Genomic DNA, 26960 nt, shown 5'->3' with positions numbered 1-26960 from the left:
TCCGCTCAGTTCTCGTCGTTCCAGTCCGGCGTGACCGGGTCCACGGATGTCTCGTCTCCGAACCGGACGTATCGCCGACCGACGACCGCGGCGATCGCGAGCGCGACGGCGACCGCAATAGCGGCACCGATCGGGAACGACAGCGAGTCGCCCGTCCAGTCCGACTCGAAGACGGTCGCGTAGTAGTCGGCGATCGCCTCGCCGTGGAGCGCCACCAGCACCTCCCGGTTGTTCTCGAGCGAGTTCGGATTCCAGTTCGCACTGCCGACGACCGCCGTCTCGCGGTCGATCACGATCCCCTTCGCGTGTATCTTCTCGAAGCGGTCCGTGTCACCGACGAGTCGGACCTCGAGCGGCAGGTTCTCTCGGTCGGCGATCCGCTCGAGATCCGCCGCCAGCGCCTCGTTCTCCTCGGCGTTGTACTCCGCCGACCCGAGCAGGACCCGGACCTCGACCCCGCGGCGGGCGGCCTCGAGCGTGGACTCGAGCAGCGAGACGTCGTCGGCGATCGACGGCTGGAGGACGAGGATTTCCTCGTTGGCGTTCTCGAGCATCGCCGTCAGCCGACCCTCGGCGTTGTCCGGCGCGAGCAGGAGTTCGGCCGACTCGACGGGGACCGTCGCCGGTTCGTGATTCGGGGGGTACTCGGGGGCGGGCGAGGAGTAGACCGGCCCGTCGTCGGTGAACGAGGCGTTCCGGCGATAGGCCGCGCCCGTCGTCGTGTCCCGACCCGCGAAGTCCGCGCGGAAGACGGTCTCGAGGTCGGCCGCGAGGGACGCCGACTCGAGGCGGACGCCCCAGCCACGGCTGCTCTCGCCGCCGACGCCGGCCGGCTTCCAGTTCTCGGTGGTGACCATGACGCGGTCGTCGGCGACGGCGTACTTGGGGTGGTGGTACCGGTATCGCGAATCCTCACCGCCGATGACGCGCACTTCGACGCCGCCGTCCGCCAGCGTCTCGAGGACGCCCTCGGTCGCCGCGGGCGTTCCCCCGACCGGGCTCGCCTCGAGGAGGACCGCGACCTCGACGCCGCGATCGGCCGCCGCCACGAGGTCGGCCGCGATCGCCTCGGAGGTGACGGTGTAGCCGGCCAGCAGGAGTCGATCCTCGGCGTTCCGGATCGTCTCTCGCGGGACCTCGGGACCGTCGGGGAGGACGAACGCCGTGGCGTCGTCGACGGCGGCCGTCGAGACGGGGAGACAGGTGGCGTCGCGGGGCCACCATCGGCCGTCGCCCCCGGGCGCTGTCTCGCCGTTGCCCGGTACCGTCCGATACCACTGCTCGGCGGTCGGTGCCCGGTCGTAGGCGATCGAGTCGACGGTCGCCGTCGCGTTTCGGAGCCGGAGCCGGTCGCCGTCGGCCGCGAGTCGGAGTCGGCCCTCGAGTTCTCGGACGGGGACGTCGGTCAGCGTCGCCGTCGCGTTCGGGGCCATCGAGAGGGCGATCCGTCCGGACGCCGTCCCGTTCGGGAGCCGGGCCGTCGTGTGGCCGTCGGTCAGCGTCAGGTTCCGGAGGGGGGTTTCGGGTGGCGTCTCGAGGACGACGAACTCGCCGACGTTCTCGTCGGTGGTCGGGTCCGGATAGAGGCCCGCGATTCGCGGTTCGTCCGCCGTGTCGGGGCTGGAGCCGTTTGCTTCGCCCGCTCGAGGCGGGCAGGCGAGGTCGGTCGCGTTCGTCGCCGGGAGCGTGGTCGCTCGAGCGGCGGCACGCTCGGCTATTGCCGGTTCGTTGGCGACGGCAAAGCCCGCCAGTAGCGCCGTGCTGACGACGAGCCCACAGACGACCGCGGCCGCGAGGGCGGCCCGCCGGGGATCCATCGCTCCGTCTGGCCGGCCGTTCGTACTTAAACTGTCGGGGCCGACTCGAGCGGACCGGATACCGACCGGACGAGCGGCCCGTATGAGATGAGGAAACCCACGGCTGCCGACGGACTGACCGGCCGACGTGCGGTGGCGCGCGCTGTCGGCCGACTGAACGAACGTGAAGGCGGCCGATGACACTGTGCGAGGGATGAGCGAACGAACGGAGCGCGGCGCGAAGCGCCGCGCGAGTACGTGAGTGAATCGGCTGGGGAGGGCGTGGCTACTCCCCGTCGCCACGATAGCAGGACGCCCGTCCGGTTTCGGGAAGACGGGTATCGATCGATACTCGTCCTGCTATCGTGGCAACTAGGGGATCCACATCCTCCCCAGCCGATTTCTCCTCACGGGTGCGACGCACCCGTTCGGATGGTTCGCGAAACCTGCGGTCCCGCGCTAACGCTCGGTCGCCTTGCTCCCTCGCTCATCCACTGGAAGATGCGAAGCGTCTTCCAAGCAGTCGCTCGTTTCACTCGCGACGACCTCGCGCAGTTTCGAACCGCGGCTCACCCGCGGGTTGAGCCGCGATCCAGCGCGCGCCACCGCAGCAGCGGCTGTTGGGCGGGAACGAACGACGTGAAAAATCACCGTCGACACCGCGTCAGGCCGCGGGCTCGAGGTCGGCGTTCTCGGCCTCGGCCTGAACGAGGTAGGCGCGGTCGTCGTCGTAGTCGGCGACGATCTCGAGGGCCTCCTGCGTGCCGATGCGATTGAGCGCCCACGCGGCGCTGGCTCGGACGCGGTCGGCCTCGTCGTTCGCGAGGACGTCCGCGAGCGGCTCGATGGCGCGGGTGTCGCCGATCAGGCCGAGCGCGCGGGCGGCCCAGCTGCGGACGTCGACCTCGTCGGCGACGAGTTGCTGGGCGATGGGCTCGACCGCGTCTTCGGCCCCGATCTCGCCGAGCGCGCGGAACGCGGGCTGCTGGAGGGTCGGGTTGGAGTCGACGTAGTCGACGAGCGTATCGACGATCTCCTCGTTCTCGACGCCGATCTTCCCGAGGACACGCATGGCGGCCTGATCGCGGCGGTTGGCCTTCTGAAGCATCGCGTCGATGGCCGACTCCGCACGCGATCCCATGCGCTCGAGCGACTCCATGCAGTGTTCCTCCATGAAGTCGGAGTCGAAGGTCTCGAGCGCGAGCAGAATCATATCGACGTTGCCCCGCTTTTCGTGGACCTTCAGGGCGTGCCACTCCGGCGGGAAGTCCTTGACGTGATCGAGGACGTCGTAGTAGCCCTCGCGGCGCAGCTGTTCGCGGATCTCGAGGTCGGTCCACTCCGTCGCGTCGTCGACGTCGCCCTCGAGGTCGTCGGTGGCCTCGAGCAGGCCGGCGATCGTCTCGGCGTCGTCGTCGGCGTCGAGGGCGGCGTCCGTGACGGCCGCCGCCGCGTCGTCGAGGGTCGCGTCGAGCTGTTCGGACACGTCCTCGCCCTCGTTGACCAGCGTGACCGAACTCCCGAGCAGGTCGTTTAGCTCGTCGAGGAAGCTATCGACGGCCTCGATCAGCTCGGCGTTGCCCTCCTCGGTCCAGCGGGTACCCGTGATCGTCCCGCTGACGCCCTCGATCTCGCTCACCACGTCCTCGCCGTAGGGACCGCGCTGGTCCTCGAGATCGGATTCCAGATCCGAGCAGTCGCTCTCGATCCCGTCGTATTGCTCCTGCAGCTCTTCTTCCGGCGCGGGCTCCGCGTCTTCGTCCTCCTCGTCCTCGTCGGTTTCCGGCGGCTCCGGAACCTCGACGCTCTCGAGTTCCGCCCGGAACGACTCGAGGTCGGCCTCGACGACGTCCAAGTCGTCCTCGGTCTCGGCCGCCTCGAGGCTCGATTCGAGTCCCTCGAGGTCGGCGGCGAGTCCCTCGAGGCGCTCCCGGATCGCCTCGAGATCGACTGCGTCCGTCTCGTCCGCCCCCTGTTCGGCCGCGTCGTCAGTTGCCTCGTCCTCGCTCATGGTTCCACCTCGGGACGACGCCGACGCGTGACGGTGTACATATCCTACGGTCGTGTCAGGACGGCCCTAAGCGTTTCCATGCACGTCGACCTCGCCGGTCCGTTCGGCCTCTCCCCAGTAGAACCAGGGACTGAGGGTCATGTAGGCCAGTCCGAGCGTCAGGAGGGCGTAGGGGAAGGTCCGGCCGGCGAGATCGGGGACGAGGATCGCGAGCGCGTGGACGATCCCCATGATCCCGGCGTCGCGGGCCAGCAGGTCGGGGTACTGGATCCGCGAGACCATCAGGTAACAGAACGCGCCGGTGACCCCGAGGACGAGCCACGGCTGGGTCTCGCCGGCGATGATCGCCGCCCCCAGCACGGTCGCGGCCAGCGTCGTCTGGACGCCTTCGGTGTAACTCCCGGAGATGTCGTAGGCGGTGTACATGCCGAGTCGAGTGACGGCCATGGCGACGAACAGCGCACAGATGCCGGCCACCGCGAGCAGTTCGGGGGTGGCCGCGTCGAAACCCACCGCGAGGCCGTCGGTGACGACGGTAAAGGAGAGGACCGCGGGGGCGACGGCAAAGGAGGCGACGTCGGCGAGCGAGTCGAGGTAGGGGCCGGCCTCGGTGCCGCCGTAGCGGCGCGCGAGGATGCCGTCGAGGCCGTCGGCGATCGCCGCCAGGAGGATCAGCCGGGCGGCCAGCTCGATGTCGACGGCCGCGACGACGACGGCGACGAATCCCAGGGCGGCGTTCGCGATCGTCACCGCGTCGGCGACGCCGAGCCGACCGACGAACCGGGGGAGCATATCGCCGAGTCGGCGGGGCGTTCCCTTACGTGTTTTCGTTTCCACGGGTCGTCCGCCCTCGAGCCGGGGACGATGCCCGCTCCTACGGATCGGGAATCGAACCGGGGTGGTTATACCGGGAGTCCCCTAAGCGCCTCTATGAACCGGCGCGCCTATCTCGCGACCGTCGGCACTGCCTCCGCCGTCGGGCTGGCCGGCTGTTCGTCCGCGCTCAGCGTGTTCGACGACGACGCCTGCACCGGCGAGGACTGTCATATCGGTATGACTCGAACCGAGTTCCGGCCCGACTCCTACGAGGTCTCCGTCGGCGAGACGGTCGTCTGGAAGAACACGAGCGAGGCCGACCACACCGTGACCGCAATCGAGTCGAGTATCCCCGACGGGGCTGACTACTTCGCGACCGGCGGCTTCGAGGACCAGGGGACGGCGTACGAGGCCTGGCACAACGACCGCGGCGGTCGGCTCTCGTCTCGCGAGACCTTCGAACACACCTTCGAGGTCCCCGGGACCTACGACTACGTCTGTATCCCCCACGAGCGAGCGGAGATGGTCGGCGAAATCGTCGTCACCGAGTGAGACGCGGGCCGAAAACGGGTCCCGTCTTGCCCGTGTGCCTACCTTTATCGTGCCGCCACCATATCGTGTGTCCGGCATGATCGTCATCCACGCGAGTTTCCCGATCGATCCGGACCGCCGCGAGGAGGCCCTCGAACTAATCGAAGACCTCGTCGACGAATCGCAGACCGAAGACGGCATGATCGACTACCGAGCCACGACCGACGTCGCCGAGCCGAACGTCGTCCGCTTTTTCGAGCGCTACGAGGACGAAGCGGCCCTCGGCGCACATACCCAGACCGGCCACTTCCAGGAGTTCGAGGCCGCGCTGCCGGACCTGCTCGCTGGTGACCCCGAGGTCACGCGGTTCGACGTCGAGTCGGCCGAGGAACTCGAACTGTAACGTGCGGCCAGTTCCGCTCGAGCAGCGGCCGTCGCGGCCGCTCACAGCGTGGCGACAGCGACTGCTCACGGCACGGGTCGTCGTCTCAAAATCCGGGTATTCGATCGAGCGAGAACCGACCGTCGTCGATCGCGGTCAGTCCTCGACGTCGACCGCGGTCGCTTCCTCTTCTGCGACTTCCTCGGGGTGGGCCTCGAGGGTGGTCTTCTGGATCTCGACGCGTCGCAGCGGGTAGATCGTCTTGGCCTCGCCGTAGATGGCAGAGGAGAGGCGACCCTCGACGACGCTGTCGACGAGTTCCTCGAAGGAGCGCTCCTCGGCGGCTTCCTCGATCATCTCGACCATCTGCTCGCGGATGGCCTTCTCCTGGCTCGCGTCGGCCTTCTTGGTCGTGAAGGCGACGGGCTGGATCTGGACGCGGTAGTCGTCCGTCGTGAGGACGGTGACGTAGGCCTCGATCTTGGAGGCACCGCGTCGGACGAGCGAGCGCAGGTAGTCACGGGTCAGCGAGTGTTCGACGAACTCGGTGTAGGCCGAGTCGCTGCCGACGTCGGTGATCTTGAAGGTCAGCTTTGTGTTGTTCTCGCTGGCGTTGTTATTGAGGTCGCCGAGCGTCGTTTCGATGGTTCGGTCGTAGACTTTCTCCGGTTCGTCAGCGGGGGTTTCGCCGAGTTCCTGGCGGTCGAACTGTTCGGGTGCCAGGACGGTGTACCACCGCTTCTCCTGTTTCGCGCGTGAAACTGATCGTTCACTCATTGTGTGTTGTATCGGTGTCGTAGTCGGACACAGGTCCCGTGTCCGTCGGTCGGTCGTCCTGTTCGGCTCGTGCCGTCGAGGCGACGTCGATCGCGACCGCGAGGTTGACGACGTAGTCGTCGACCGTCGACTGCAGGCCGCTGGTCGTCTCGCGGTCGATCCGCGTGACGATCGCGCCGTCGTCGACGGTCGTCGCCATCTCGTCGGTGTTGTCCGGCTCGAGTGCCCGTGCGATCAGCGCCGCGTCGTCGTGGGCCGTCCGGATCGTCGCTCGCCGGCTCATAGCAGGTCCCTCACGGTCGTGACGACCGTCTCGTCGTCGAGTCCGGGGTCGTATCGCAGGTAGCCGCGCCGGTGACCGACATCGTAGGCGACGCCGCCGTCGGCGTCGGTCTCCGGACCGGCGTCCGCGAGTTCCCGCGCGATCCCCTCGAGCGCCGCGCCGAGTGAGTCGTCCTCGCGGGTCGCGATCGCGGCCTCGTCGTCGCCGTCATCGGACTGCGTCCGATTGCTCGAGGGACCGTGTCCCTCGTTGATCGCGAGAACGGTCGGCTCCGGCGACCGGTAGTCGACCGCGAGCCGCGCGATCGTCTCGACGGGGGCGTCGTCGACGCCGACGACGACCAGCCCGTCGTAGCGCTCGAGCGAGGCGGCCGCGAGCGCCGCGTGGGCGCGGCGACCGTGTTCGCGCCAGCCCTCGAGCGCCCGGTCGCGGACGTCGTGGCCGAGCGCGAGCGCCGTTGCGGTACCCGGTTCGGTCCGGGCCAGCGCCGTGAGGACGTCGGCGAAGCCGCCCAGCGTCGCGACGGGTGCTTCGGGCGTGGCGTAGGGCCGGAGCGCCCGGCCGATCGTCGCGGCCGCGGCGTCGCTTGCCGCGTCGGCGCCGACGGTATCGAGCGCGACCAGCGACCCGATCGCGCGGCGATCGTCCGCCTCGAGCGCGTCGGGATCGGCGGCGACGTCGGCGAGCGCCTCGCGCGTCGCCTCGGGATTCCCGGACCACGGCGCGCGCAGTCGCGTCGAGTGGGCGAGTCCGTCGATCGGGTCGGCGGTCGGCACCGCGACGCCGGGCCGTCGGTCGACGAGGCCGCGCTCGAGCGCGCGCTCGACGAGCCACTCGCTTTCGCCCGCGCCGGGGTCGCCGCCGGCGGCGACGACGCCGGCCAGCGCGAGGACCGGATCCGGCGTCGCGCCGAGGTCGCGGACGAGATCGACGGCTTCGAGCACCGCGGGTCGATCGGTCGCCGATAGCCGGATCGGCTCGTCGTCGGCGGTCGCGTCGACGGTGCCGACGACGACCGTGGCGTCGCCGTCGGCGGTCGGCGCGTGCACCCGCGTCGTCCGCTCGGCGATCGTCCGGCCGACGGTGATCTGGTACGGCGTGTCCCGGTCGGCGAGTGCCCTCGCGAGGAGGGCGCTGGCGGCGATCGCGTCGCCGTCGGCCCGCGCGATCAGCCGGACGAAGCCGGCGCTCTCGAGCGCGGTCGTGGCGGACGACGACGGTGCGGATCGACCCTCGGTTGCCATGGGGCGTTACTCGGCGTCTTCGACGAGTTCCTTCGCGAGCTCGGGCGTGTACGTGAAGTCCGGCTCGAGTTCGTCGCCGCGGTAGTAGTCGGCCAGGCGACGGACCTTCGCTTCGGTGTTCTGCAGGGCGCGCTTGTTCTGGTGGTCCTGCTGGTTCTGTTGCATGTGCTCGCGCAGGCGCACCGCGCGCTCCATCAGGTTCCAGAGGTCCTCGGGGATGTCTCGGCGCGCGTCGTTTTCCTCGAGGATCTCGGTGATCTTCTTCCCGGTCGCCAGTTTGACGTCCGGGACCGGGGTGCCGGTGACGCCTTCGTCACGCAGCTTCATCCCGATCTGGCTGGGGTCGTGACCCTGCTCTGCCAGTTCGACGACCCGCGATTCGATCTCTTCGGGGTCGACGTCGCTCCACTCCGGTGGTTCGTCTGCCGAGGGCTTGTCCGAACCGGACGAGCCGCGTCGGCGGGTGTGCATTCGTGCCATTGTTGAGGATAGGAATCGCACTGACCGCTGTCGTACTGCCCGATGGCAGTACTGCTCTCGTCTGCACTTCCGCAATCCCAAGCCACCCCAAAGAGCGGGCGGCGGAGTCGGATTTGCGGCCGTGCGCTTCCCACTGTCGCTTCCGCCGTCGGGGACTAAAGGGTTTCTCATCGACGGCCAGCGCTTCACAGCACGACCGTGAAGAGCCCGATAGCGAGCGCGAGCATGACGGCGGCGTGTTTCGCGCCGGCGCTGATGTCACCGGTACTCAACTGGCCGGCGATCAGTCCCGACAGTAGTCCCTGCACCAGCGTCGCGTGGTAAAACAGCATCGCGTAGGCGTCGGCGTCGCCTGCCGAGAGGCCGCCCAGTTCGGTCGTGCCGGTCCCCGAGGCGAGTTCCGCCCCCTCGGTCGGGAGGTTCGGCAGGAGATAGCCCGACAGCACGCCGATGATGAACAGAAAGACCAGAAAGGAGACGTAGACGACGACCACGTACTCGAGCATCGCTTGCCGGCGCTCGCGCTCGAGTCGACGGTCGGCGGCGGCGCCGCGAGCGGCGATGCGAAGCGTAGTCCCGAGGTTGCCGCTTGCCGCCATCGATTCGGTCAGCAGCGTCACGACCCGGGAGACCGAGCGGGTACCGACGCGGTCCTCGAACCGGCAAAGCGCGGTCTCGAGGTCCGCACCCCACTCGACGTCGGCCCAGACGCGGTCGAGTTCGTCGCCGAGGGGCCCGAGTTCGGAGTCCCGGACTCGATCGATCGCAGAGACGATCGAGGTCCCAGCCTCGTTGACGCTGGCGAGTCGGTCGAGCAGGTCCGGTACCGCGGCCTCGATCGCCGAGAGCCGACGACGCCGGACTTCCTCGGCGACCGCGAAGACGGCGATCGCGAACAGGGCCCCGACCGCGACGGTGTCGTCGACCGCGGTCACCGAGACCTCGCCGGCGGGGAGCGAGTGGCGGGCGACGAAGACCGTCAGGACGAGGGGGACGGTGATCGCGAACGTCAGCGACGGTCGTCCGACGAGCGTTCGGAGCGGCTGCCCGAACCGCTCGCGGAGCCCGCGGAACCGCCGGTAGTATCGAACGCGCTCGACGTTGGGATGCGGTCGAGCCCCCTGCAGATCGGCGGCGCGGTCGGTCGGGACGGCGTCGACCGACGGGGACTCGAGGGCCCGCCCTCCTTCGCTGGTGTCACGGCCCGGCGTGAGGTCCTCGGTCACCGTACTCAGGTAGACGACGAACCCGAGGTTCGCAAGCGGTAGGAACAGGTAGACGAGGAGCTGCAACTGGCCGAACGTCTCGCCCGCGGCGATCCCGATGACCACGAGGATGGTGATCAGGAAGAGCGGACCCGCGACCAGCACCGTGACGTAGGCCTCGGCCAGCGTCGCGAGCAGCCCGAGCGCGCTCTCTTGCTGGGACTCGGCCTCCTCTCGGTAGTCCTGATACTGGCGCTCGAGGAACGTCGAGAGGGACTGCCCGCTCCGGAGGACGCCGACGAGGTTCTCGGTGAACTCCCGGAACTGCGGACTCGGCGAGCGCCGCCCCATCGTCTCGAGGGCGGTGATCACGTCGGTGCCGAACGTGTCCATCTCCCTGACTGCGACCGAGAACTCGGCGGCGACCTCGCCGTAGGTGTCCTCCTGTTCGGCGAAGACCCGGATCGCGTCGGGGACGGACATCCCGCTCTTCGAGAGGGCATAGAGGAAGGCGACGGCCGCTGGCAGACTGGCCTCGATCCGGCGGGCACGCCCGTCGGCGATGTGGCTCGGATACCACCACCGGAACCAGTAGGTCCCCGCGCCGGCGACGGCCCCGACGGTCACCGCCGAGCCGAGCAGGAGTGCGGCGAGTTCGACCGCGGACAGCGACGGGACGCCGGCCAGCCCCGCGAGGAACTCGAGGGGGGTCGGTACCGCCGCCCGTATGGTCTCGGGATCGATCGCGAGCAGCGACAGGAGTCCCCAGCCGGCGTAGATCCCGAGGACGGCACCGACGACGGTTGCGACCGCGGCATACAGCAGCGTCGTCGCTCCGTACTCGCGATCGGTCGTCGGGAGCTGTGCGGCCCGCAGGGCCGTCCGTCGGTCCGGTCGCTCGCCGCGAAACCGGTCGACGTGGGACCCGAAACACCGGTTCGCGACCCGGGCGAGAACGCGATCGATCCGGTCGACGTATCTCGCCGCCGCCACCGGGACGAGACACGCCAGCGCGACCGCCAACGGGAGGAGCGGAACCAGCCTCATCGATCTCGGGGCAAGCCCGTTTCCCCGCTCGAGTCTACGGGGTCGGAGCCGGCAGCCGGATCGCCCTCGTCCTCGGTCCGGTCCTCGTCTCCGTACCCCTCGTCGGCCTCGGGCCCGCCCTCGACCCCGATCCGCTCGAGGACGGTCGTTCGGTCGCTGTAGTACTCGTTGACCAGCGCGGTGAACCGCCGGTAGTCGTTGATCCCGTTCTCGCGGAGATACTCGAGGAATCGCCCGCGGTTCTCGAGTTCGGTGAGTAACTCCGTCTGGCTCCAGCCGCGCTCGTCGCGGATCTCCGAGAGGACCCGGCTGTTGGCGCTCCGGAAGGTGTCGCTCTTCCCGTCCCACTCGTAGGCCGTCGAGTAGTCGAGTTCGCCGGTGCGCTGGTCGACGCCCTCGATCTCGGCGAGGACCTTGTTACGGCGCACGCGGCCGTCGTCGGTCCGGGTCAGGATCTGGACCGAGAGGATATCGAGGCTCTGGACCATCGACCGGGGGACGTTGATCGGCTCGCTCTCGAGGCGGTTGATCGCCGTCTGGACCGAGTCGGCGTGCATCGTCGAGTAGGTCGTGTGGCCCGTGTTCATGGCCTGAAAGAGGGTCATCGCCTCCTCGCCGCGGACCTCGCCGACGATGATGTACTCCGGGCGGTGACGCAGCGCCGACCGCAGCAGGTCGTACATCTGCACGTCGGTTCCCTCGTGGACCCGCTCGCGGGTGATCGCGGAGAGCCAGTTGTCGTGGGAGAGTTGCAGTTCGCGGGTGTCCTCGATCGTCACCACCTTCGAGCGGGGCGGGACGAACATCGAGACGGCGTTCATGCTCGTCGTCTTCCCCGAGGCGGTCCCGCCGGCGAAGATGAGGCTCTTGTTGTGTTCGATCGCCAGCCAGAGGTACGTGAGTTGTTCGACGCCGAAGGTGCCGTACTCGAGCAGGTCGATCGGGGTGAACGGCTCGTCGGCGTACTTGCGGATGGTAAAGGCGGAGCCGCGGGGTGTCACCTCCTCGCCGAGCGCGAGTTCGGCCCGCGAGCCGTCCGGCAGGGTCGTCTCGACCATCGGGTCGCCGATCGAGATGTGTCGCCCCGAGTGCTGGGCGAGTCCGACGACGAACCGATCGAGCGCGTCCGCCTCGAACGAGACGCTGGTCTCGACGTCGGTGTACTCGTCGTGGTAGACGAAGATCGGCAGCTCGTAGCCGTCACAGGAGACGTCCTCGACGTGGGGGTCGTGCATGATCGGCGCGAGCCGCCCGTAGCCCCGGAAATCCCGGTAGAGGTAGTAAAATAGGCGGTAGAACGTCGCGGTGTCGACCGCGACACCGTAGCGCTCGAGGTACTCGCGGACCGTCTCCCGGAGCAGGGACTCGATGTCGTCGCCGTCCTCGGCGCGGTACAGGAGCGGATCGCGGACGTCTTGGAACAGCGTCTCGATCAGGACCGCCTCGTCCTCGCGCAGCCGCGGTTCGACGGGTCGGTAGCGGTGTTCGTTGGCCTCGTGATCGTAGCCGATCGCGACGTACGAGAAGGGCGCGTCGACCCAGTAGCGTTCGACGATCTCGAGGTCGCCGGGGTCGTCGAGGGCAACGAGCGGCCCGTGCGTACTCGGTTCGTAGTCGCCGACGTCGACGGTCGATCCCGTGAGCGTCTCGACGACCCGCCGGACGACCCGCCGCGCGGTCTCGATCGTCGAGTCCCCGGCGTCGCCACCCGCGGCCGGCTCCGGAATCTCCTCGACGGCCCCGTGGCCCGCGCTGTCGACTGCTGTCGGCTCGTCGTCGGCTCGGGGAGTCGTGTCCCGCTGGTCCATGATGGCGTTTCGTGACACGTCCGGACGCGACCGGCATAAATGAGACGGCCGTTCGCGTCACCGATCGTCGACCGATGCGACGTGACGCGTGTCGACGACGACGCGTGCCGACCCCGTCGTACGAGCGGGGTGCCGTGCGTTACGTTCATACCGCGGGAGTCCGAACTACTAGGTACGGAATGAGGCGCGAGCACTTCACGTTAGACGTCACGCACATCGACTGGGTCGAGACCGACGGCGAACCCCGAAAGCCATCGGTATCGATCGACTTCACCGGCCCGGCGACGATGCTTCGCGAGCGCCTGACTGGTCCCGACGGCGATGTCCTCGAGGCGAGCGAGACCGATGTCGCGCTCCGACTCCAGGAACCGCTCGGGGACGACACGACTGGCGTCGTGAGCGTGACCAACCGGATCACCGGCGAGTTTATTCTCGAACTCAACGAGGACGCCGACGACGTCCTGCAGTTCATCCGCGCAGCCCGGGGATACGGCGAGGCGGCCACCGAGGACGAGGGCCGCTACGAGGTCACGATCACGCTCGACGGCGACTCGTTCGTCAGCTACGACAAGGGGACGTTCCTCGTTTACGACGACGACGGCAGCCTGCTTCGCCAGCACAGCCTGATCCCGAGCGGCGTCGAACTCTAGGCTCCCAGCGACTGGGGGCCGACCGGCAGCTATAAGTGTTTTAGGGCCGCCTAAAGGGAATGTACGCCGGCTGACGCCGGAGTGGACTCCATGGCGAACGGACACCTACTTACTACGGCCGCCGAGGACGGAACGCGGGAACCCACCGGAGCGCCGACGGCCGACGAGGCGGTCCTCGAGCTCGACGGCATCGCCAAACGATACGGCAGCGAGGACGTCATCGGCGACCTGTCGCTGTCGGTTCGCGACGGCGAGATCCTGACCCTGCTCGGCCCCTCCGGCTGTGGCAAGACCACGACGCTTCGGTTGATCGCCGGACTCGAGCGCCCCAACGACGGCCGGGTTCGCTTGGAAGACGACACGGTTGCCGGTGAGGGCCGGTTCGTGCCGCCGGAGCAACGCGACGTCGGAGTCGTCTTTCAGGATTTCGCCCTCTTCCCACATCTGAGCGCACGCGAAAACGTCGCCTTCGGGCTGAAAGAGTGGGACGAGAGCGAACGCGACGCTCGCGTCGACGAACTGCTCGAACTCGTCGGGCTCGCGGACCACTGCGACGACTACCCGGACGAACTCTCGGGCGGCCAGCAACAGCGGATCGCGCTCGCCCGATCGCTCGCGCCCGAGCCGGAGATGCTGTTGCTCGACGAGCCCTTCTCGAACTTGGACGTGGACCTCCGCGTCGAGATGCGCGAGGAGGTCCGCCGGATCATCAAGGAAACGGGCGTGACCGCCGTCTCGGTCACCCACGACCAAGAGGAGGCGCTGTCGATCTCCGACCGGGTCGCCGTGATGAACGACGGCGACATCGAACAGATCGACACCCCACAGCGGGTCTTCCAACAGCCCGAGTCGCGGTTCGTCGCGGGCTTTCTCGGCCACGCCAGCTTCCTCTCGGGCGAGGTCCACGGCGATCACGTCGACACCGCGCTCGGGCGCGTCCTCCGCGACGATGTCAACGGACTCGCCCACCAGTACGACGGCAGCGTCGTCGACCTGCTGGTGCGGCCCGACGACGTGACGGCCTACCCGGCGGACGGCTCGGAGGCCGACGGCCGGGTCGTCTACCGCCGCTATCTCGGTCCGACGGTCCTCTACCGGGTCGAACTCGACGGCGGCGAAACCATCGAGTGCATGCACAACCACTCCGACCGGATCGATCTCGACGAACGCGTCGGCGTCCGCGTCACCGCCGATCACGACCTCGCGTGGTTCCCCGCCGACCACCGCGAGGATGAGACCGACGCGGCCGCGGTCGCCGCCGACGACTGATACTGCTGGACGGCAGTCACTCCGACGGCCGAAACCGTCCGTTCTTCGATACCGCGATCGAAGCGTGCTTGTAGCGGTGGTCGCGTCTCGAGGGGCCCGTTACTCGCGTTCCGGACGATCTCACCGTCTATCGTCACCGAACCCCCTCGAAAATATATACGTCTTCGGGCCCCTTTCGCGAACGTGATTTCCGCGAGCGATCGGGAGCCGGCCCGGCGACGGGCCGTCGGAGCCCGCGGTCGCGTCGCGGACGAACCCGCCTCGCCACCCCATGACTGAGACGAAACGGCTCGCGACCTACTGTGGCATCGCCGCCCCGCTCGTCACGCTCGGGGCTATCCTCATCGCGACGCTCGTGGCTCCCCCCGAGACGTTTACCTGGCGCACGCGAGCGCTCTCGGACATGGGCCGGTACGGTGCGCCGACGTTCCCGCTGTTCAACGGCGGGCTGATCGTCGGCGGGCTGATCGGACTGCCCTTCGCGTGGCGGCTGTGGACGGCGAGCCGCAACCGCCTCGAGCGGGCCGGCATCGCATTGCTCGTGGTGACGGTGGTCGGACAGATCGGGGTCGGGATCTTCTTCCTCGAGCATACGGCCGTCTACCTCGAGCGGAGCCTTCACCCCGTCGCGGCGCTTTCGGTCTTCGGCGTCGCCCCGTTCGCGGGCTGGGTCTACGGAACCGGCGCGGCGCGGGCCGGCGACACGCGGCTGGCCGTCGCGTCGATCGCGATCGGGTTCGTCCACCCGCTGACGTGGGCGGGCTGGGTACTGGCGCTAGACGGCGCGGTCGATACCGACACGTGGTTTGCCGTCCCGGAGTTCGTTGCCGCCGTCGCCTTCGGCAGCTGGATCCTCCTGCTCGCGGTCACGATCGCGTACCGGCACGACGATCCCGACTGGTCGGCGCGCTGAACGCCTCGAGCCGGATTTGCGACGTCTCGCCACACAACGCTTAACTTCAAACCGTTCCAAGCGGTGTGTATGCATAAAGACGAACTTCTCGAGCTCCACGAAGAACTCGTCGTTATCATGGAGTACTTCTCGGAGCGCGAGGAGGTCGACGAAACGCTGTTCGATCCCTACCGCCAACTCGACGTCGATCCATCGCACGTCCACAAGTCCAAGAGCGAACACAAACACGCCGTCTTCGTGCTGGGCAACGCCCTGGCGAGCGCGATGAGCGAGGACGAGTTCTCGAGCGCCGGCCGGATCGGCAAGCGGATGAAGGAACTGGCCGAGGACGCCGAATCGAAGATTTAACTCGCGACGTACTCTAGGCGAAACGTATTTGGTGTGGTTCCCGCTTGTTGACGTATGGACCCGCGCACGCAAGAGCGCGTCGAGGAGTGGGACTCCCGCCCGTTCAGCGGCGGTTTCGATGGCCTCTCCGATCTCGCTGCCGCCGATTTCTCGGGTGCCGTCTCGGGACACGGCACGTGGCTCTTTATGCTCAACGGCCGGATCGTCGGCGTCGTCGACGGCGACATCGACGATTTCGAAACCGCCTCGGGGACTCGCTACGAGGCACCACACCCGTCGCTGCCGCTGCTCTGTGCGATGGAGGAACGCGGCGGCGACACGAGGGCGAAATACTACACCAACGAGACGCCGCTCCGGGAGGTCGACAACACCCTCCAGAGCGGCTCGTTTACCGGCTACGTCGAGCTGAGCGAGAACGTTCTCAGCGGCGACTACTACGCCGTCTACTACGGCGGTCGCCGGATGGCCGCCGCCTACATCGGCAACGCCGAACGGCTGCTGACGGGCGAGGAGGCCTTCGAGCGCGCGGCCGACGAGGTCGGCATCTACGAGGTCATCGACGTCGAGATCGACGTGACCGACGTCCCGGTCGACGACGAGCCGGCGTCCGCGAGTGCGACCGATAGCGCGGCCGACTCGAGTCCGGCGGCGGACACCGAACCGGCGTCCGGGACCGGAGCGGCCGGGGGGCACTCCGAGATCGGTGCCGACCCGGCGCCCGAAACGACCGCGTCCGCAGACGACGGCCCGGCGACCGACTCGACGGACTCGTCGATCGAGCCGATCGACGTTTCGGGGTCGGATTCGACCGAGGCCGATCCGATCGAAGACGTGACTGCCGACGACCCCGAGTCGATCGAGGGCGTGGCCGACGACGCGTCGTCGCTGTCGTCCGAGATCGATCTGGCGGAGGATCCGTCGGGGATCACCGCGACCGACGAGGTCGATACCGAGCCCGAACCGACCGGTATTACCGACGCGGAGTCGGCCATCGATACCGACCCGTCGGGCGGTCGAGTGTCTGACACCGACGCCATCGCCGGCACCGGTTCGGTGACGGAATCCGTGACCGAGGAAGTCGACCGGCAAGACCCCGCCGATACCGGATCGACGTCCCAGCCCGATGTCGACCGGCAGACGACGGAGTCGACCGCCCCCACGATCACCGAATCCGAAGACGGGGCCGACGACGACCCGACCGGGACGGAGCCGGCGGTGGCTGCCGGCGCGGCCGAACCCGCCGACGATGCCTCCGACTCGAGCGGGACGACCGGGTCCGAGACGGACCGGCCCGACGACCCGGATCTCGCCGAGGTCGAGGCGGCGGCCGAGGAACTGGAGCGAAACGGCATTTCGTGGGTCGACGAGAGCGACGACGAGGACCCGACGGCCGACGACGCCGAGACGCCCGACGGCGACCTCGAGGAGGAACTCGAGCGCGAGGAGCAGTGGCGGGAGACGCGGCGCATTCCGTCGATCGACCCGGACAACAGCGAGTCGGAGGCGGAGTCCGACGGACGCTCGCGGTCGGGCGACCGGTCCGCGACGGCGGCCGGGTCCCGGTCGAGCGACGGACGGGGCGACTCGAGCGCGGCGCAACCCGCCTCGACGACGGCGAAGGCGACCGCGACGGGAGCGAGTCGAGACGCACGCGACCGGGCCGCCGGTGGCGGGGACGCCGACGCGAGCGGGCGGTCGGCCGAGACCGACGCCGCGAGCGAGCGAGTCGCCGCGCTGACCGAGAAGCTCGAGACGCTCCAGGAGCGATACGAGGCTCTCGAGACGACGGCCGAGGAACTCGAGGCCGAACGCGACCGACTGCGCTCGGAGAACGACGAACTCTCGTCGACGGTCGAGCGGCTCCAGTCCCGGATCGAGAGCCTCGAGGCGGAACTCGAGCGGGCGCGAGAAGCCGACAGTGAAACGGCCGACGCCGGTGCCAGCACCCAGCTCTCGGTCCAGCGAGCGCTCGCGGGGACGAACCTCTTCGTCCGGTACGCCTCGAAGAGTCAGCCGACCCTCGAGACGGCCCACGACGGCGACGCCGACCGCAGCGAGGTCGCGTCGAACCTGCAACTCGAACACCACACGCAGTTCGAGTCGGCGGACGCGGCCGTCGACGGCCGTCCCTACGACGAGTTCCTCGCCGCCTCGATGGAGTACCGGTTCGTCGACTGGCTCACCGCGACCTTGCTGTACGAGATCCGCGACACCGGTAACGCCGACGGGCTGGGCGATCTCTACGACGCGATTCCCCGCATCGACCGGGCCGAACTCGGCGCGACGATTTCGCTCGCGGACGACGACACCGAGGACGTCCCCGACGAGGTCACCTTCGACATCGTCGCGTTCGACAAGATGGGGAATCCGTTAGTGCTGGTCGCGCTCAACGACTCGCGAGAGCCCGCGACTCAGGACACCCTCGAGGAACTCGAGGCGGCCGCCTCGGCAGTCAAGGCCAACTATCCGGACCTGGCCGCGGCGATCGCCGTCACCTCGAGTTACTTCGAACCCGGCGCGCTCGAGGTGGCCGAGCAGGCCACCAGCGGCGGGCTACTCAGCCGCGGCTCGAAGCTCAGTTACGTCAACCTCTCGCGCAAGACGGGATATCACCTCTGTCTGGTCGAGTCCCGCTCCGAAGGGTTCCACATGAACGTGCCAGAACTGTAGGCCCGCGGTTCCACAGCTCGTTTTCGACGGCGACCGTTCGACGGCCGGCCAGTGATGAACCACGGTTCCGTCCGGCCGCTAGCGCGGGGGAAAACGGCGATGAAAAGTCGGCGCGCGTCGGCCCCGGTTGCGGGGACGGGCGGCGGCGTCCGACCGAGATCTAGCCTTCGATCTCCGCGACGTCTTCGATCTTCATGCCTTCGAGCTTGTCGACGATGTCGTCGATCTTGCCGTCGAGTTCGTCGACGAACTCGGCGGTGCGCTCGGTCTTGATCGCTCCCTGGCTCGAGGGCTCGATCAGGTTCTCCTCCTCGAGGACCCGGAGGGAGTAGCGGACTTTGTGGTGGGGGTAGCCGGTCTCGTTCGACATCTTGACGATGCCGATCGGCTCGTTCTCGATGACCATCTTCAGGACCTGCAGATGGCGTTCCAGCATATCGACTTCCTTCTCAAGTCGGTCTATCATGGCATTTGTTAACTTGTCTTTGGACCTTTTAAAGGTTGCCCTCGAGCAGTGAACCGTCCACTCTCAACTCGCTGCTCGTTCCTGTCAGTAGTTAACGCTTCCGATCGGGGCAACGCCACGACACGGAGCGGGTCGTGGTACACGTTATCCCGTCGTTCGTGCCGCGCGCATAAATACTGATACCTTCCGGACGGACCCGTATACCGTAATCTGTTTATCGGCCCGGCATGAACCCGCCGCTGTTATGACCGTCACTATCGTCGGGTCGCAACTCGGCGACGAAGGCAAGGGTGGCGTCGTCGATCTCTACGGCGACGCCGCCGATGTCGTCGCCCGTTATCAGGGCGGCGACAACGCTGGCCATACCGTCGTTCACGACGGCGAGAAGTACAAACTGTCGCTCGTCCCCTCCGGTGCAGTCCGGGGGAAGATCGGCGTCCTCGGCAACGGCTGTGTCGTCAACCCCGAGACGCTGTTCGACGAGATCGACCAACTCCGCGACCGCGGGCTCGATCCGGACGTCCGCGTCGCCGAGCGCGCCCACGTTATCCTCCCCTATCACCGCGCGCTCGACGGCATCGAGGAGGAGGAAAAGGAGGACCTGGCCGCCGGTACGACCAAACGCGGCATCGGGCCGACCTACGAGGACAAGGCCGGTCGGCGCGGCGTCCGGATCGGCGACCTGCTCGATCCCGACACGCTGCGCGAACGCCTCGAGTACGTCGTTCCCCAGAAGAAGGCCCTCGCCGAGGAAGTCTTCGACAAGGAGACCGGCGAGGCGTTCGACATCGACCACCTCTATGACACCTACCGGGAGTACGGCGAACGTCTCGCCGAAGAGAGGATGACCGTCGACTGCGGTACCTTCCTGCAGGAGCGCATCGACGCCGGCGAGAACGTCATGCTCGAGGGCGCGCAGGGAACGTCGCTCGACATCGACCACGGCGTCTACCCCTACGTCACCTCCTCGAACCCGACCGCGGGCGGGGCGACCGTCGGCACCGGCCTCGGTCCGACCGTCGTCGGCGACGGCGAGGTCATCGGTATCGTCAAGGCCTACCTCTCGCGGGTCGGCACCGGTCCGCTCCCGACCGAACTCGGCGGCGTCGAGGATCAGACGCCCGACTACGACGCCGACGAGGGAGCCGGCTCCGAGGAGGAAGAACTCGCGACCTACATCCGCGACGAGGGCGGGGAGTACGGCACCGTCACCGGCCGCCCCCGCCGCGTCGGCTGGCTCGACATGCCGATGCTGCGACACGCGGCCCGCGCGAACGGCTTCACCGGGCTCGCGGTCAACCACGTCGACGTGCTGGCCGGCCTCGACGAGGTCAAAGTCGGCCACAGCTACGAGTTCGACGGCGAGGAGATCTTCACGATGCCCCCGACGACCGAACAGTGGGGCCGCTGTGAGGCCACGTTCAAGACCTTCGAGGGCTGGCCCGACGTCGACTGGGCGGCGGTCGCCGAGGACGGCTACGAGGCGATTCCCGAGAACGCTCGGACCTACCTCGAGTACGTCAGTGACGAACTCGACGCGCCGGTCTACGCCGTCGGCGTCGGTCCCGGCCGCGAGGAGACCGTCGTCGTCGAGAACCCCTACGAGTAGCTCCGCCGCGACCGAACGGGTTCGAATCGCTCGCGGCGTTCCCGAAACCTTTTGCTGGAGGCGACTCGCCTACGTAGTATGAAGGAGTCGCTGCTGGAGATTCTCTGCTGTCCGCTCGACAAACACGACCTGGAACTCGAGGACGCCGACTACGACGGCGAGGAGGTCGTCGACGGCGCGCTCGTCTGTACCGAGTGCGGCGAGTCCTACCCCATCGAGGACGGCATCCCGAACCTGCTGCCGCCGGACATGCGCGAGGAGACCCCGGCCTAGGGCCACTCAGTCATGCCCGACACCGAGGTCACCGTCCACGTCAACCGCGAGTCCACAGACGCCCTCGAGACGGCCGCGAGCGCCCTCGAGGTCGACGGGTCGTTCGCCGTTCGACTTGCGGGCCACGACGCGCCCGCACACGTCCACTGTCGACTCGCCGGTGACCTCGAGCGGATCGCCGCCCTCGAGGAGGGAAACTACTACGTCGAACCGAACGCCGTCACCACCGTCCCCGTCGCCGTCGACGCCGACGCGATCGACGGACCCGTCGAGGGAACTCTCGAGGTACTCACGGGGTACGGCGCGGAATCGATTGCGATCGCCGTCACCGTCGTTCCCGGCCCGCCGGCCGTCGACGTCGACGACTCGCTGGCCGCACCGGCCGATACCGAGCCGGAGGCGACGGAGATCGACCCGCCCCTCGATCGGCTCGTCGGCGGCCTCGAGCCGGCGACGCTGGCGGTCGCCGCGCTGGGGCTGGTCGCGATCGGCGTCGGCGGTGCGACCGCGGCGACGATCGGCGGTCCCGTCACCGCGGCGGGACTGGTGATCGTCCTCGCCGGGGTCGCCGTCGGGCTCTTGCTACTCGTCCGATAACGGTCACAACTGGACTCAGTCGTCGACTTCGGTCGCCTCGAGTTCTCCCTCGTCGTCGAAGCGCTTGGCCCGGAGGTACCGCGCCCGGTAGCGGTTCGCGCCGTCGTAGACGTCGGCCTCGCGGATCTCGTCGGTGCGGCCCTCGGCGACGGCGTCGATCAGCTCCGTGAGCTGATTGATTTCGCTGGTCGTCAACTCGAGTTCGTAGGTGTGTTCCTCCTCGGACTCGAGTGTCGTCCACTTGCGGGCGGCGGCGACGACGAGCGAACACGGCTCGCGACAGGGGAAGGGGCCGTCGCCGCCGTCGGCGTCGAGGTCGTCGCCCGCCTCGTACTCCCACTCGCGGCGGCGCAGACACTGGGAGTCGACACAGCAGGCTTCGGCCATCCACGCGACGGCCTCGCGGGGGAGTTCGTCGATCACGTCGTAGATCCCCGTCTGGCGCTCGGCCGTCTCGAGCCAGTGGTCGACGTCGAGGTTCCCCCGCAGTTCGCGGTGCCAGTTGGCGACGGTCGCGGGGTAGAAAAACTCGACCGTCTCGACGAGGTCGTCCCCGGAGAGCCCGGTGAAGGCCCAGCCGCCGGGCAGGGTCGGCGCGGTCTTTAACGGTCGGTAGCGGCCGTCAGCGTCGTAGGTCGCGATTTCGCGCGCGTCCCGCGGGTCGTCGTGGATCTCCAGGTCCGCGAGGTCGGCGTCGTCGTCGACGTGCCAGAGGTCGTAGACGCGCTCCCCGTCGGGGTCGTCGACGTCGACGAAGCGGGCGGTGATGGCGAGCTGGCCCCACTCGCGGTCGATGCCGTCCCGCAGCGCGTCGTACCGGTCGGGAACCGCGAGCGCGGCCGGGCCGTCGTCGCCGGTCCAGGGGGCACTCGCCGTCTCGTCCTCGGCGTCCGCGAGCGGCGCTCGCTCGCACCATCGGAGGAACGCGCGGCGGGCGGTTCCCGCCCCGCCGACGGTCTCCTGCCAGTAGCGCCAGTTCGTGACGTACTCGCCGTTGGCCTCGAGGGCGTCTCGCAGTTCGTCCTCGGTGAGGCCGGTCCACTCGTCGGCCGGCGTCGCGAGTCGATAGCCGTCGTCGCCCTCCTCGAGGCGGAGCCCGTCGACGGAGACGCCCGCCGACGCGCGTTCGACCAGCGCCTCGAGGTCGTCCGTCGCCACCGTCACGTCAGTCCCCCGCGCCCGCTCCCGCGTTCGGTTCCGGCTCCGCGACCGAGGCGGCAAGCTCACGGACCGCCTCGCGGGCGTCGCCGATGTCGGCCCCGGCGTCCGCGGCCCGCTCGAGGACGACGTCGGCCATCAGGTCCTCGGTGCCGACCGCGCCCGTGTACCAGATCCGGTGGCCGTCGACCTCGCTCGGCACGTCCCAGCCGAGCCGGTAGTCCTCGGTCAGGCCCATGTCCTCGGGGATGTCCTCCTGCGTGTGGTAGCCGTCGGCGATAAAGAGCGGCACGACGACGATGTCGTCGCTCTCGAAGTAATCGGTGACGTCGTCGACCTCCGGCTCCTCGTCCATGAACAGCGCCTTCACCTCGTCGAAGCGGTCGCGCTCGGCGATGCAGTCGCTGTGGTACTCGATGGCCTTCGCGGAGTTCTCGTTGCGGTCGGTACCGTGGCCGACGACCGAGAGGCCGACCCCGTCGCCGACGTCCGGATCGCCCGTCGCGGTTTCGGCGCGCTGGACGATCACGTCTGTCATCGCGTCGTGGGTCCCGACCGGCCCGCAGTAGTGGATCGTCTTGCCCACGTCCTCGGCCTCGAGGGTGGCCTGGGAGGCGCTGGTACCGTCGGACTCCCACTTGTCGGGGTCCCAGTCGTCGAGCCGGAGTTCCCGCGGGATGACCTGCTCGGTGAAGTAGCCCTCGCTGATAAACAGCGGGACGACGAACACCTCGTCGGACTCGAGCGTTCGGATGACCTCGCGGAAGTGGGGTTCCTCCTTCCAGAACGCCTCTCGGACTTCGTCGAACGCGCCCGTCTCGCGGATCGTGTCCGCGTGGGCGTAGGTGGGGTCCGAGGCGTCCGGATTCAGGTGCGATCCGTGTGCCGCGATGACCAGCGCTTGCATGCGCGACCGTTCGGACGGAGCCGGTTTATACCCTATGGAGAAGCACAATAGTTCCCCTTCGTCTAACGAAAGAGAGTTCGGGTACGGTTAAAACTGATTTCAGAAAGGCAAATACGCGATCCGCCGGTTTCGCCTCGCGGGAGTCCCCACCCGTTCAGTCCGGAACCGCGACCGTCGTCGTCGCCTCGCAGGTCCGCTCTCGCGCCCGTAATTTCGCGATCGCGGTGTGCTCGCCCGATTCGGGATCGGACCACTCCGCCTCGTAGGTCGTCGACTCGCCGGGATCGAGGCGGTCCGAACTCAGCATCTGCGCGAAGGCTCGCCCCTCGCTGAACCGCCAGACCTCCGCGCCGCCGTCCACGACGAGAAACTCCGCCTTGCAGGCGTCGGTGAAGTCGAGTTCGATCGACTCCTCGCCCGCGTTGGTCACGGTGAACACGAACATGACGGCGTCTCTCGAGCCGTCCGCCGCCGTCTCGAGCGATCCCTCGAGGGTCATGGCTCCCTGTTTGCGGCCGCCCCGGATAGGTCTTGGCCGTCTCGAGCGCTCGCGAGTCGCCGTCGGGTCCTCCCAGTCAGGACGTGGTCCACTCTCGGAGTTGGCCGTCGACCTCGACGCGGCGACCGACGTTCTCGAACGTGACGCCGCCGTAGGCGACGCTGCTGTCGGGTCCCGAGTAGATCGCCGCGGTCCCGCAGTCTGCCGCACGGGCGGTCGTCAGCGTCGCGTCGACGCCCTCCCTGAAGCGAAACGACTGGTCTCTGGCTCCCTTCGCGGTGACCCCGTGTAGCTTCAGATCGTCCATGTCGTCGAAGACGACGGCGTTCGTGAACTCGCCGTCGACGACGACGTTCGAGACGGTCGCGCCGTCGAAGCCGGCCGCGTACAGCCCCGAGCCGGCGGCCGTCGCGTCGTCGTCGGTCCTGATCGTGACGTTACTGATCGTCAGTTCCCGCCGGCCGTCCGCGACGTGGCCCAGCGAGATCCCTCGCGCGTTGTCGATACACGAGACGGCGTTGATCGTCAAATCCGCGACCAGCCCGCCGGTGTCGGCCCTGATGGCCGAATACCCGCAGCCGGTGATGTACCCGTTCTCGATCGTGATCGACTCGGTGCCGTCCCGGTGGAGGTGAACGCCGTACTCGGGACCGTTCGTCGGATCGATCTCGAAGTTCGTGAGCGTACAGTTCCGCGTCGGGGTCCCGTCGTCGGTGACCAGCGACTCCCGCTTCCCGTCCCACACGCCGTTCACACCGGTTCCCTCGTTCTGGTTGTCGAACTGGACCGGCGCGTCGGAGCCGCCCTCGCCGCCGCGGGTCGCCCAGTAGCCGTCCACGGTGACGTTCTTCGCGGAGACGACGTCGACGTGGTGGTAGTGGATCCGGTCGCCGTAGATCCCTTCCAGCCGGACGTTCTCGGCGTGGGCCGGCATGATCCCCGTCGATTCCGGCGCGTCGATCCGGAGATCGCGAACGCCCCAGTTCGACGCGCCGTCGTACCCCGTCGCGTCGAAGCCCCTGTTCGAGAGCAGTGCTCGCCCCTCCTCGCCCTCGGGACGGGGTCCCTCGAGGACCGTCGCTCGACCCGCGCCCTGCAGGATCGTGTCGTCGCCGATCAGCGGCGTCCGCTCGAGGAGGTAGCGACCCGGCGGGAAGTAGACGATCCCGCCGCCGGCCTCGTGGACCGTCTCGAGGAGGTCGTGAACGGCCGCTCCGACTTCGGTTTCGCCGTCGCCCTCGATCCCGTGAGCCTCGACGTTCCAGACGGGCGACTCCGCGGTGCTGGCGCGGGTCATCGTCGCCGCCTCGAAGTGACTCGTCCCGGGGACCGGCCGCTCGGCGCTCCCCCGACCGCCGAAGTAGACCCAGTCCCCGTCGGCCTCGTCCCACCGCCAGGTGATCCCCTGATCGGTGGCGTGGTAGAGTTCGTCGTCGTACTCGCCCGCTTCGGGTCGATCGGCGATCGGCCCGCGGACGATGGCGTGGCGATCGACCGCCTCGACAGTGTCGGTGTGGTCCCACTCCTCGCCGGGCTCGTACGTTCCCAGTCCGAGCCGCGGGGTTTCGTCGGCCACGTTCACTCGCCCCCGTAGTTTCGTCCGTACGACTCGCCGTACGCCGGCGACTTACTGAGCAGTCCACCGTCCGTACAGCCCGCAAGTACCACGCAGCCGCCCGACGCCGCGGCGAGGAGGTCCCGCCGCCGCAGTTCCGACCGATCCATACGGGCGGGTTCTCTCGAGCCGACATATAGGCCACGGGTCGGGCCTCGCCGTCCGTCGGACGGGAGCGCTACGTCTATTTGCGCCCGGTCCCAACCCGGACGCGTGCAACTGGTCGGCTACGAACCGAGCGGCCGGGGATCGGCGCTGCTGGTCAGCGACGGCGGCGGGGAAATCGACGCCCGCTCGCTCGCGGCCGGCGACGACCTCGCGTACTCGCTCGGGGACCGCCACTGTGCCGGCACGATCGACGAGTCGGGGACCCACGTCGCCTGCGATCGGCCGTCGACGCCCCACTGCGAGTACCACACCAGCACGTGGGTCTGTGCCCGCTGTACCGGCACCTGCCTGAAAGACGAGATGGACTGTGACGAGGACCACGCCGTCTACATCGCCGCATTCGCCCCGGACACGTTCAAGGTCGGCGTCACCAAACATCGGCGGCTCGAGACCCGGCTGCGCGAACAGGGAGCCGACCGGGGGGCCCACGTCCACACCGTCTCGAACGGCCGCATCGCGCGCGAACTCGAGGCCGAGATCGCCGAGCGGCTGGTCGACCGCGTCCGGACGCCGGCGAAGGTCGCCTCGCTCGCCGCGACCGTCGACGAGGCCGGCTGGGAGGCCGTCCTCGCCGAGTTCGACGTCATCGATCGGTACCGGTTCGACTACGGTATCGACCCCGACGCCCGGCCGGTTCGCGAGACGATCGCCTCGGGGACCGTCGTCGGCGTCAAGGGCCGACTGCTCGTGGTGCGGACCGGCGGGACGACCTACGCCGTCGACATGCGCGATCTCGTCGGCCACGACCTCGAGGCGAGGCGGACCGACCGGTCGCTGCAGTCGTCGCTCGGCTCGTTTGGCACCTGACGGCGACCTATAGTAGCCACTGAAGCGATCTACACACTGATCGCGAAGCAGTCGTGCGATCAGGTGTGCAATGACTTTCAGCGGCTACTATAGTATAGTGGCGGCGAGGCTACCCGCCGGATCCGGGTCGCGGCGAGCGATGATCGGCGGCCGCATCCGAGACATGGCAACCCTTTTCCCCGCCGCACCAGAATCCGAGGGTATGACGGACGACAACGAAGCACCCGACGACGGCGACGCCGGTGAGGAAAGCGAGGAGAAATCCTTCCGAGAGCGAGTCGAAGAGATCCGCGAGAAGCGCGCCGAAGAAGGAGAGGGCGAGGGCGAGCCCCCCGAGAGCCCGTTCGGCGGCGGTGGCGGCCCCGGCGGTCCCGGTGGTATGGGTGGCGGCAACCCGTTCGCACAGATGATGGGCGGCATGATGGGCGGCGGCCCCGGCGGTCCCGGTCCGGGCGGTCCCGGCGGCAGCGGACAGGACGAAAGCAACGAGGAACTCGTCCGCGAAGTCCGACAGATGCGCGACGAACTGCGCGACCAGACCCGCGCGCTCAAGCGGATCGCCGACGCGCTCGAAGACCAGTAACGCTCGCTCCGTTTTCGCCGTTTTCCGTTCCCGACAGCCCCGGCTTCG

The 26960-nt window shown here is 68.4% G+C and carries 27 protein-coding genes; 12 read left to right on the top strand and 15 right to left on the bottom strand.

The annotated features are described in order from the left end of the window. Positions 1-5: 5 nt before the first annotated feature. From A6E15_RS11100 to A6E15_RS11090, 3 genes are all read right to left on the bottom strand, one after another. Positions 6-1817, bottom strand: coding sequence for a phospholipase D-like domain-containing protein (locus A6E15_RS11100; RefSeq protein ID WP_076146215.1), 1812 nt, complete (start codon positions 1815-1817; stop codon positions 6-8). Positions 1818-2460: 643 nt separating this feature from the next. Beyond that, positions 2461-3807, bottom strand: coding sequence for a HEAT repeat domain-containing protein (locus tag A6E15_RS11095; protein ID WP_076146213.1), 1347 nt, complete (start codon positions 3805-3807; stop codon positions 2461-2463). A 66-nt stretch (positions 3808-3873) separates the two neighbouring features. Further along, the gene (locus A6E15_RS11090) at positions 3874-4599 is read right to left on the bottom strand and encodes a protein sorting system archaetidylserine synthase (RefSeq protein ID WP_076146211.1); all 726 of its coding nucleotides are present in this window, start codon (positions 4597-4599) and stop codon (positions 3874-3876) included. 138 nt (positions 4600-4737) lie between these two features. On the opposite strand from A6E15_RS11090, the gene A6E15_RS11085 reads away from it, so the two are divergent. Next, positions 4738-5175, top strand: a complete 438-nt coding sequence (locus A6E15_RS11085; RefSeq protein ID WP_076146209.1) for a cupredoxin domain-containing protein — start codon at positions 4738-4740, stop codon at positions 5173-5175. 76 nt (positions 5176-5251) lie between these two features. Further along, on the top strand, positions 5252-5557 hold the full coding sequence (locus tag A6E15_RS11080; RefSeq protein WP_076146207.1) for a putative quinol monooxygenase: 306 nt from the start codon (positions 5252-5254) through the stop codon (positions 5555-5557). 135 nt (positions 5558-5692) lie between these two features. Here the strand turns inward: A6E15_RS11080 and A6E15_RS11075 are convergent, their stop codons facing one another. The 6 genes from A6E15_RS11075 to A6E15_RS11050 all read right to left on the bottom strand — a co-directional run bounded on the left by A6E15_RS11075 (position 5693) and on the right by A6E15_RS11050 (position 12380). Beyond that, the gene (locus tag A6E15_RS11075; protein WP_006181949.1) at positions 5693-6313 is read right to left on the bottom strand and encodes a 30S ribosomal protein S3ae; all 621 of its coding nucleotides are present in this window, start codon (positions 6311-6313) and stop codon (positions 5693-5695) included. Then, positions 6306-6596, bottom strand: coding sequence for a KEOPS complex subunit Pcc1 (locus tag A6E15_RS11070; RefSeq protein ID WP_076146205.1), 291 nt, complete (start codon positions 6594-6596; stop codon positions 6306-6308). Before A6E15_RS11070 ends, A6E15_RS11075 begins: the two co-directional genes overlap by 8 nt. Continuing rightward, positions 6593-7840 carry an exonuclease gene (locus tag A6E15_RS11065; RefSeq protein WP_076146203.1) on the bottom strand — a complete coding sequence of 416 codons (1248 nt, stop codon included), beginning with the start codon at positions 7838-7840 and terminating at the stop codon, positions 6593-6595. The genes A6E15_RS11070 and A6E15_RS11065 overlap by 4 nt, the downstream gene beginning before the upstream one ends. A gap of 6 nt (positions 7841-7846) precedes the next feature. Further along, entirely contained in the window at positions 7847-8320 is a 474-nt protein-coding gene (locus A6E15_RS11060) for a 30S ribosomal protein S15 (protein ID WP_076146201.1), read from the bottom strand. 185 nt (positions 8321-8505) lie between these two features. Further along, positions 8506-10572, bottom strand: coding sequence for a type II secretion system F family protein (locus A6E15_RS11055; protein WP_076146199.1), 2067 nt, complete (start codon positions 10570-10572; stop codon positions 8506-8508). After that, complete coding sequence (locus A6E15_RS11050) at positions 10569-12380, bottom strand: type II/IV secretion system ATPase subunit (protein ID WP_076146198.1); 1812 nt, start codon at positions 12378-12380, stop codon at positions 10569-10571. Before A6E15_RS11050 ends, A6E15_RS11055 begins: the two co-directional genes overlap by 4 nt. Before the next feature lie 179 nt (positions 12381-12559). On the opposite strand from A6E15_RS11050, the gene A6E15_RS11045 reads away from it, so the two are divergent. The 5 genes from A6E15_RS11045 to A6E15_RS11025 all read left to right on the top strand — a co-directional run bounded on the left by A6E15_RS11045 (position 12560) and on the right by A6E15_RS11025 (position 18230). Beyond that, positions 12560-13030, top strand: coding sequence for a DUF5793 family protein (locus A6E15_RS11045; RefSeq protein ID WP_076146196.1), 471 nt, complete (start codon positions 12560-12562; stop codon positions 13028-13030). Positions 13031-13120: 90 nt separating this feature from the next. Then, the gene (locus A6E15_RS11040; RefSeq protein ID WP_076146195.1) at positions 13121-14299 is read left to right on the top strand and encodes an ABC transporter ATP-binding protein; all 1179 of its coding nucleotides are present in this window, start codon (positions 13121-13123) and stop codon (positions 14297-14299) included. 271 nt (positions 14300-14570) lie between these two features. Further along, positions 14571-15212 carry a DUF998 domain-containing protein gene (locus A6E15_RS11035; protein ID WP_076146193.1) on the top strand — a complete coding sequence of 214 codons (642 nt, stop codon included), beginning with the start codon at positions 14571-14573 and terminating at the stop codon, positions 15210-15212. A gap of 69 nt (positions 15213-15281) precedes the next feature. Further along, positions 15282-15560 (top strand): UPF0058 family protein, encoded by a 279-nt coding sequence (locus A6E15_RS11030; RefSeq protein WP_006181940.1) that lies wholly within the window; start codon positions 15282-15284, stop codon positions 15558-15560. 54 nt (positions 15561-15614) lie between these two features. Further along, on the top strand, positions 15615-18230 hold the full coding sequence (locus tag A6E15_RS11025) for a DUF7527 domain-containing protein (protein WP_076146192.1): 2616 nt from the start codon (positions 15615-15617) through the stop codon (positions 18228-18230). A gap of 160 nt (positions 18231-18390) precedes the next feature. Here A6E15_RS11025 and A6E15_RS11020 read toward each other — a convergent pair whose 3' ends face one another. Next, complete coding sequence (locus A6E15_RS11020) at positions 18391-18696, bottom strand: hypothetical protein (RefSeq protein WP_006181938.1); 306 nt, start codon at positions 18694-18696, stop codon at positions 18391-18393. A 244-nt stretch (positions 18697-18940) separates the two neighbouring features. On the opposite strand from A6E15_RS11020, the gene A6E15_RS11015 reads away from it, so the two are divergent. The 3 genes from A6E15_RS11015 to A6E15_RS11005 all read left to right on the top strand — a co-directional run bounded on the left by A6E15_RS11015 (position 18941) and on the right by A6E15_RS11005 (position 21175). After that, positions 18941-20305, top strand: coding sequence for an adenylosuccinate synthase (locus tag A6E15_RS11015; RefSeq protein WP_076146190.1), 1365 nt, complete (start codon positions 18941-18943; stop codon positions 20303-20305). A gap of 78 nt (positions 20306-20383) precedes the next feature. Then, positions 20384-20578: a methytransferase partner Trm112 gene (locus tag A6E15_RS11010; RefSeq protein WP_006181936.1), complete on the top strand. Its 195-nt coding sequence runs from the start codon at positions 20384-20386 to the stop codon at positions 20576-20578. Between the two features lie 12 nt (positions 20579-20590). Further along, the gene (locus A6E15_RS11005) at positions 20591-21175 is read left to right on the top strand and encodes a DUF7524 family protein (RefSeq protein WP_076146189.1); all 585 of its coding nucleotides are present in this window, start codon (positions 20591-20593) and stop codon (positions 21173-21175) included. A 15-nt stretch (positions 21176-21190) separates the two neighbouring features. On the opposite strand, the gene A6E15_RS11000 is transcribed toward A6E15_RS11005, so the two are convergent. The 5 genes from A6E15_RS11000 to A6E15_RS20965 form a co-directional block, all read right to left on the bottom strand. Next, the gene (locus A6E15_RS11000) at positions 21191-22339 is read right to left on the bottom strand and encodes a DR2241 family protein (RefSeq protein WP_076146187.1); all 1149 of its coding nucleotides are present in this window, start codon (positions 22337-22339) and stop codon (positions 21191-21193) included. Position 22340: 1 nt separating this feature from the next. Next, on the bottom strand, positions 22341-23240 hold the full coding sequence (locus A6E15_RS10995) for a CbiX/SirB N-terminal domain-containing protein (RefSeq protein ID WP_076146186.1): 900 nt from the start codon (positions 23238-23240) through the stop codon (positions 22341-22343). A gap of 154 nt (positions 23241-23394) precedes the next feature. Beyond that, complete coding sequence (locus A6E15_RS10990; protein ID WP_076146184.1) at positions 23395-23739, bottom strand: BsuPI-related putative proteinase inhibitor; 345 nt, start codon at positions 23737-23739, stop codon at positions 23395-23397. Positions 23740-23815: 76 nt separating this feature from the next. Beyond that, positions 23816-25315 carry a glycosyl hydrolase family 28-related protein gene (locus A6E15_RS10985; RefSeq protein WP_076146183.1) on the bottom strand — a complete coding sequence of 500 codons (1500 nt, stop codon included), beginning with the start codon at positions 25313-25315 and terminating at the stop codon, positions 23816-23818. Positions 25316-25317: 2 nt separating this feature from the next. After that, positions 25318-25464, bottom strand: coding sequence for a hypothetical protein (locus A6E15_RS20965; protein ID WP_175607244.1), 147 nt, complete (start codon positions 25462-25464; stop codon positions 25318-25320). Positions 25465-25567: 103 nt separating this feature from the next. Between A6E15_RS20965 and A6E15_RS10980 the strand changes: the two genes are divergently transcribed. Both A6E15_RS10980 and A6E15_RS10975 read left to right on the top strand, forming a co-directional pair. After that, the gene (locus A6E15_RS10980; protein ID WP_076146182.1) at positions 25568-26329 is read left to right on the top strand and encodes a DUF2797 domain-containing protein; all 762 of its coding nucleotides are present in this window, start codon (positions 25568-25570) and stop codon (positions 26327-26329) included. A 202-nt stretch (positions 26330-26531) separates the two neighbouring features. Beyond that, on the top strand, positions 26532-26912 hold the full coding sequence (locus tag A6E15_RS10975) for a hypothetical protein (protein WP_076146181.1): 381 nt from the start codon (positions 26532-26534) through the stop codon (positions 26910-26912). Positions 26913-26960 lie beyond the last annotated feature (48 nt).

Source organism: Natrinema saccharevitans, from assembly GCF_001953745.1.
GTDB lineage: Archaea > Halobacteriota > Halobacteria > Halobacteriales > Natrialbaceae > Natrinema > Natrinema saccharevitans.
Note: the sequence above shows the minus strand (reverse complement) of the source record. Positions and strands in the feature narration are given on the sequence as shown.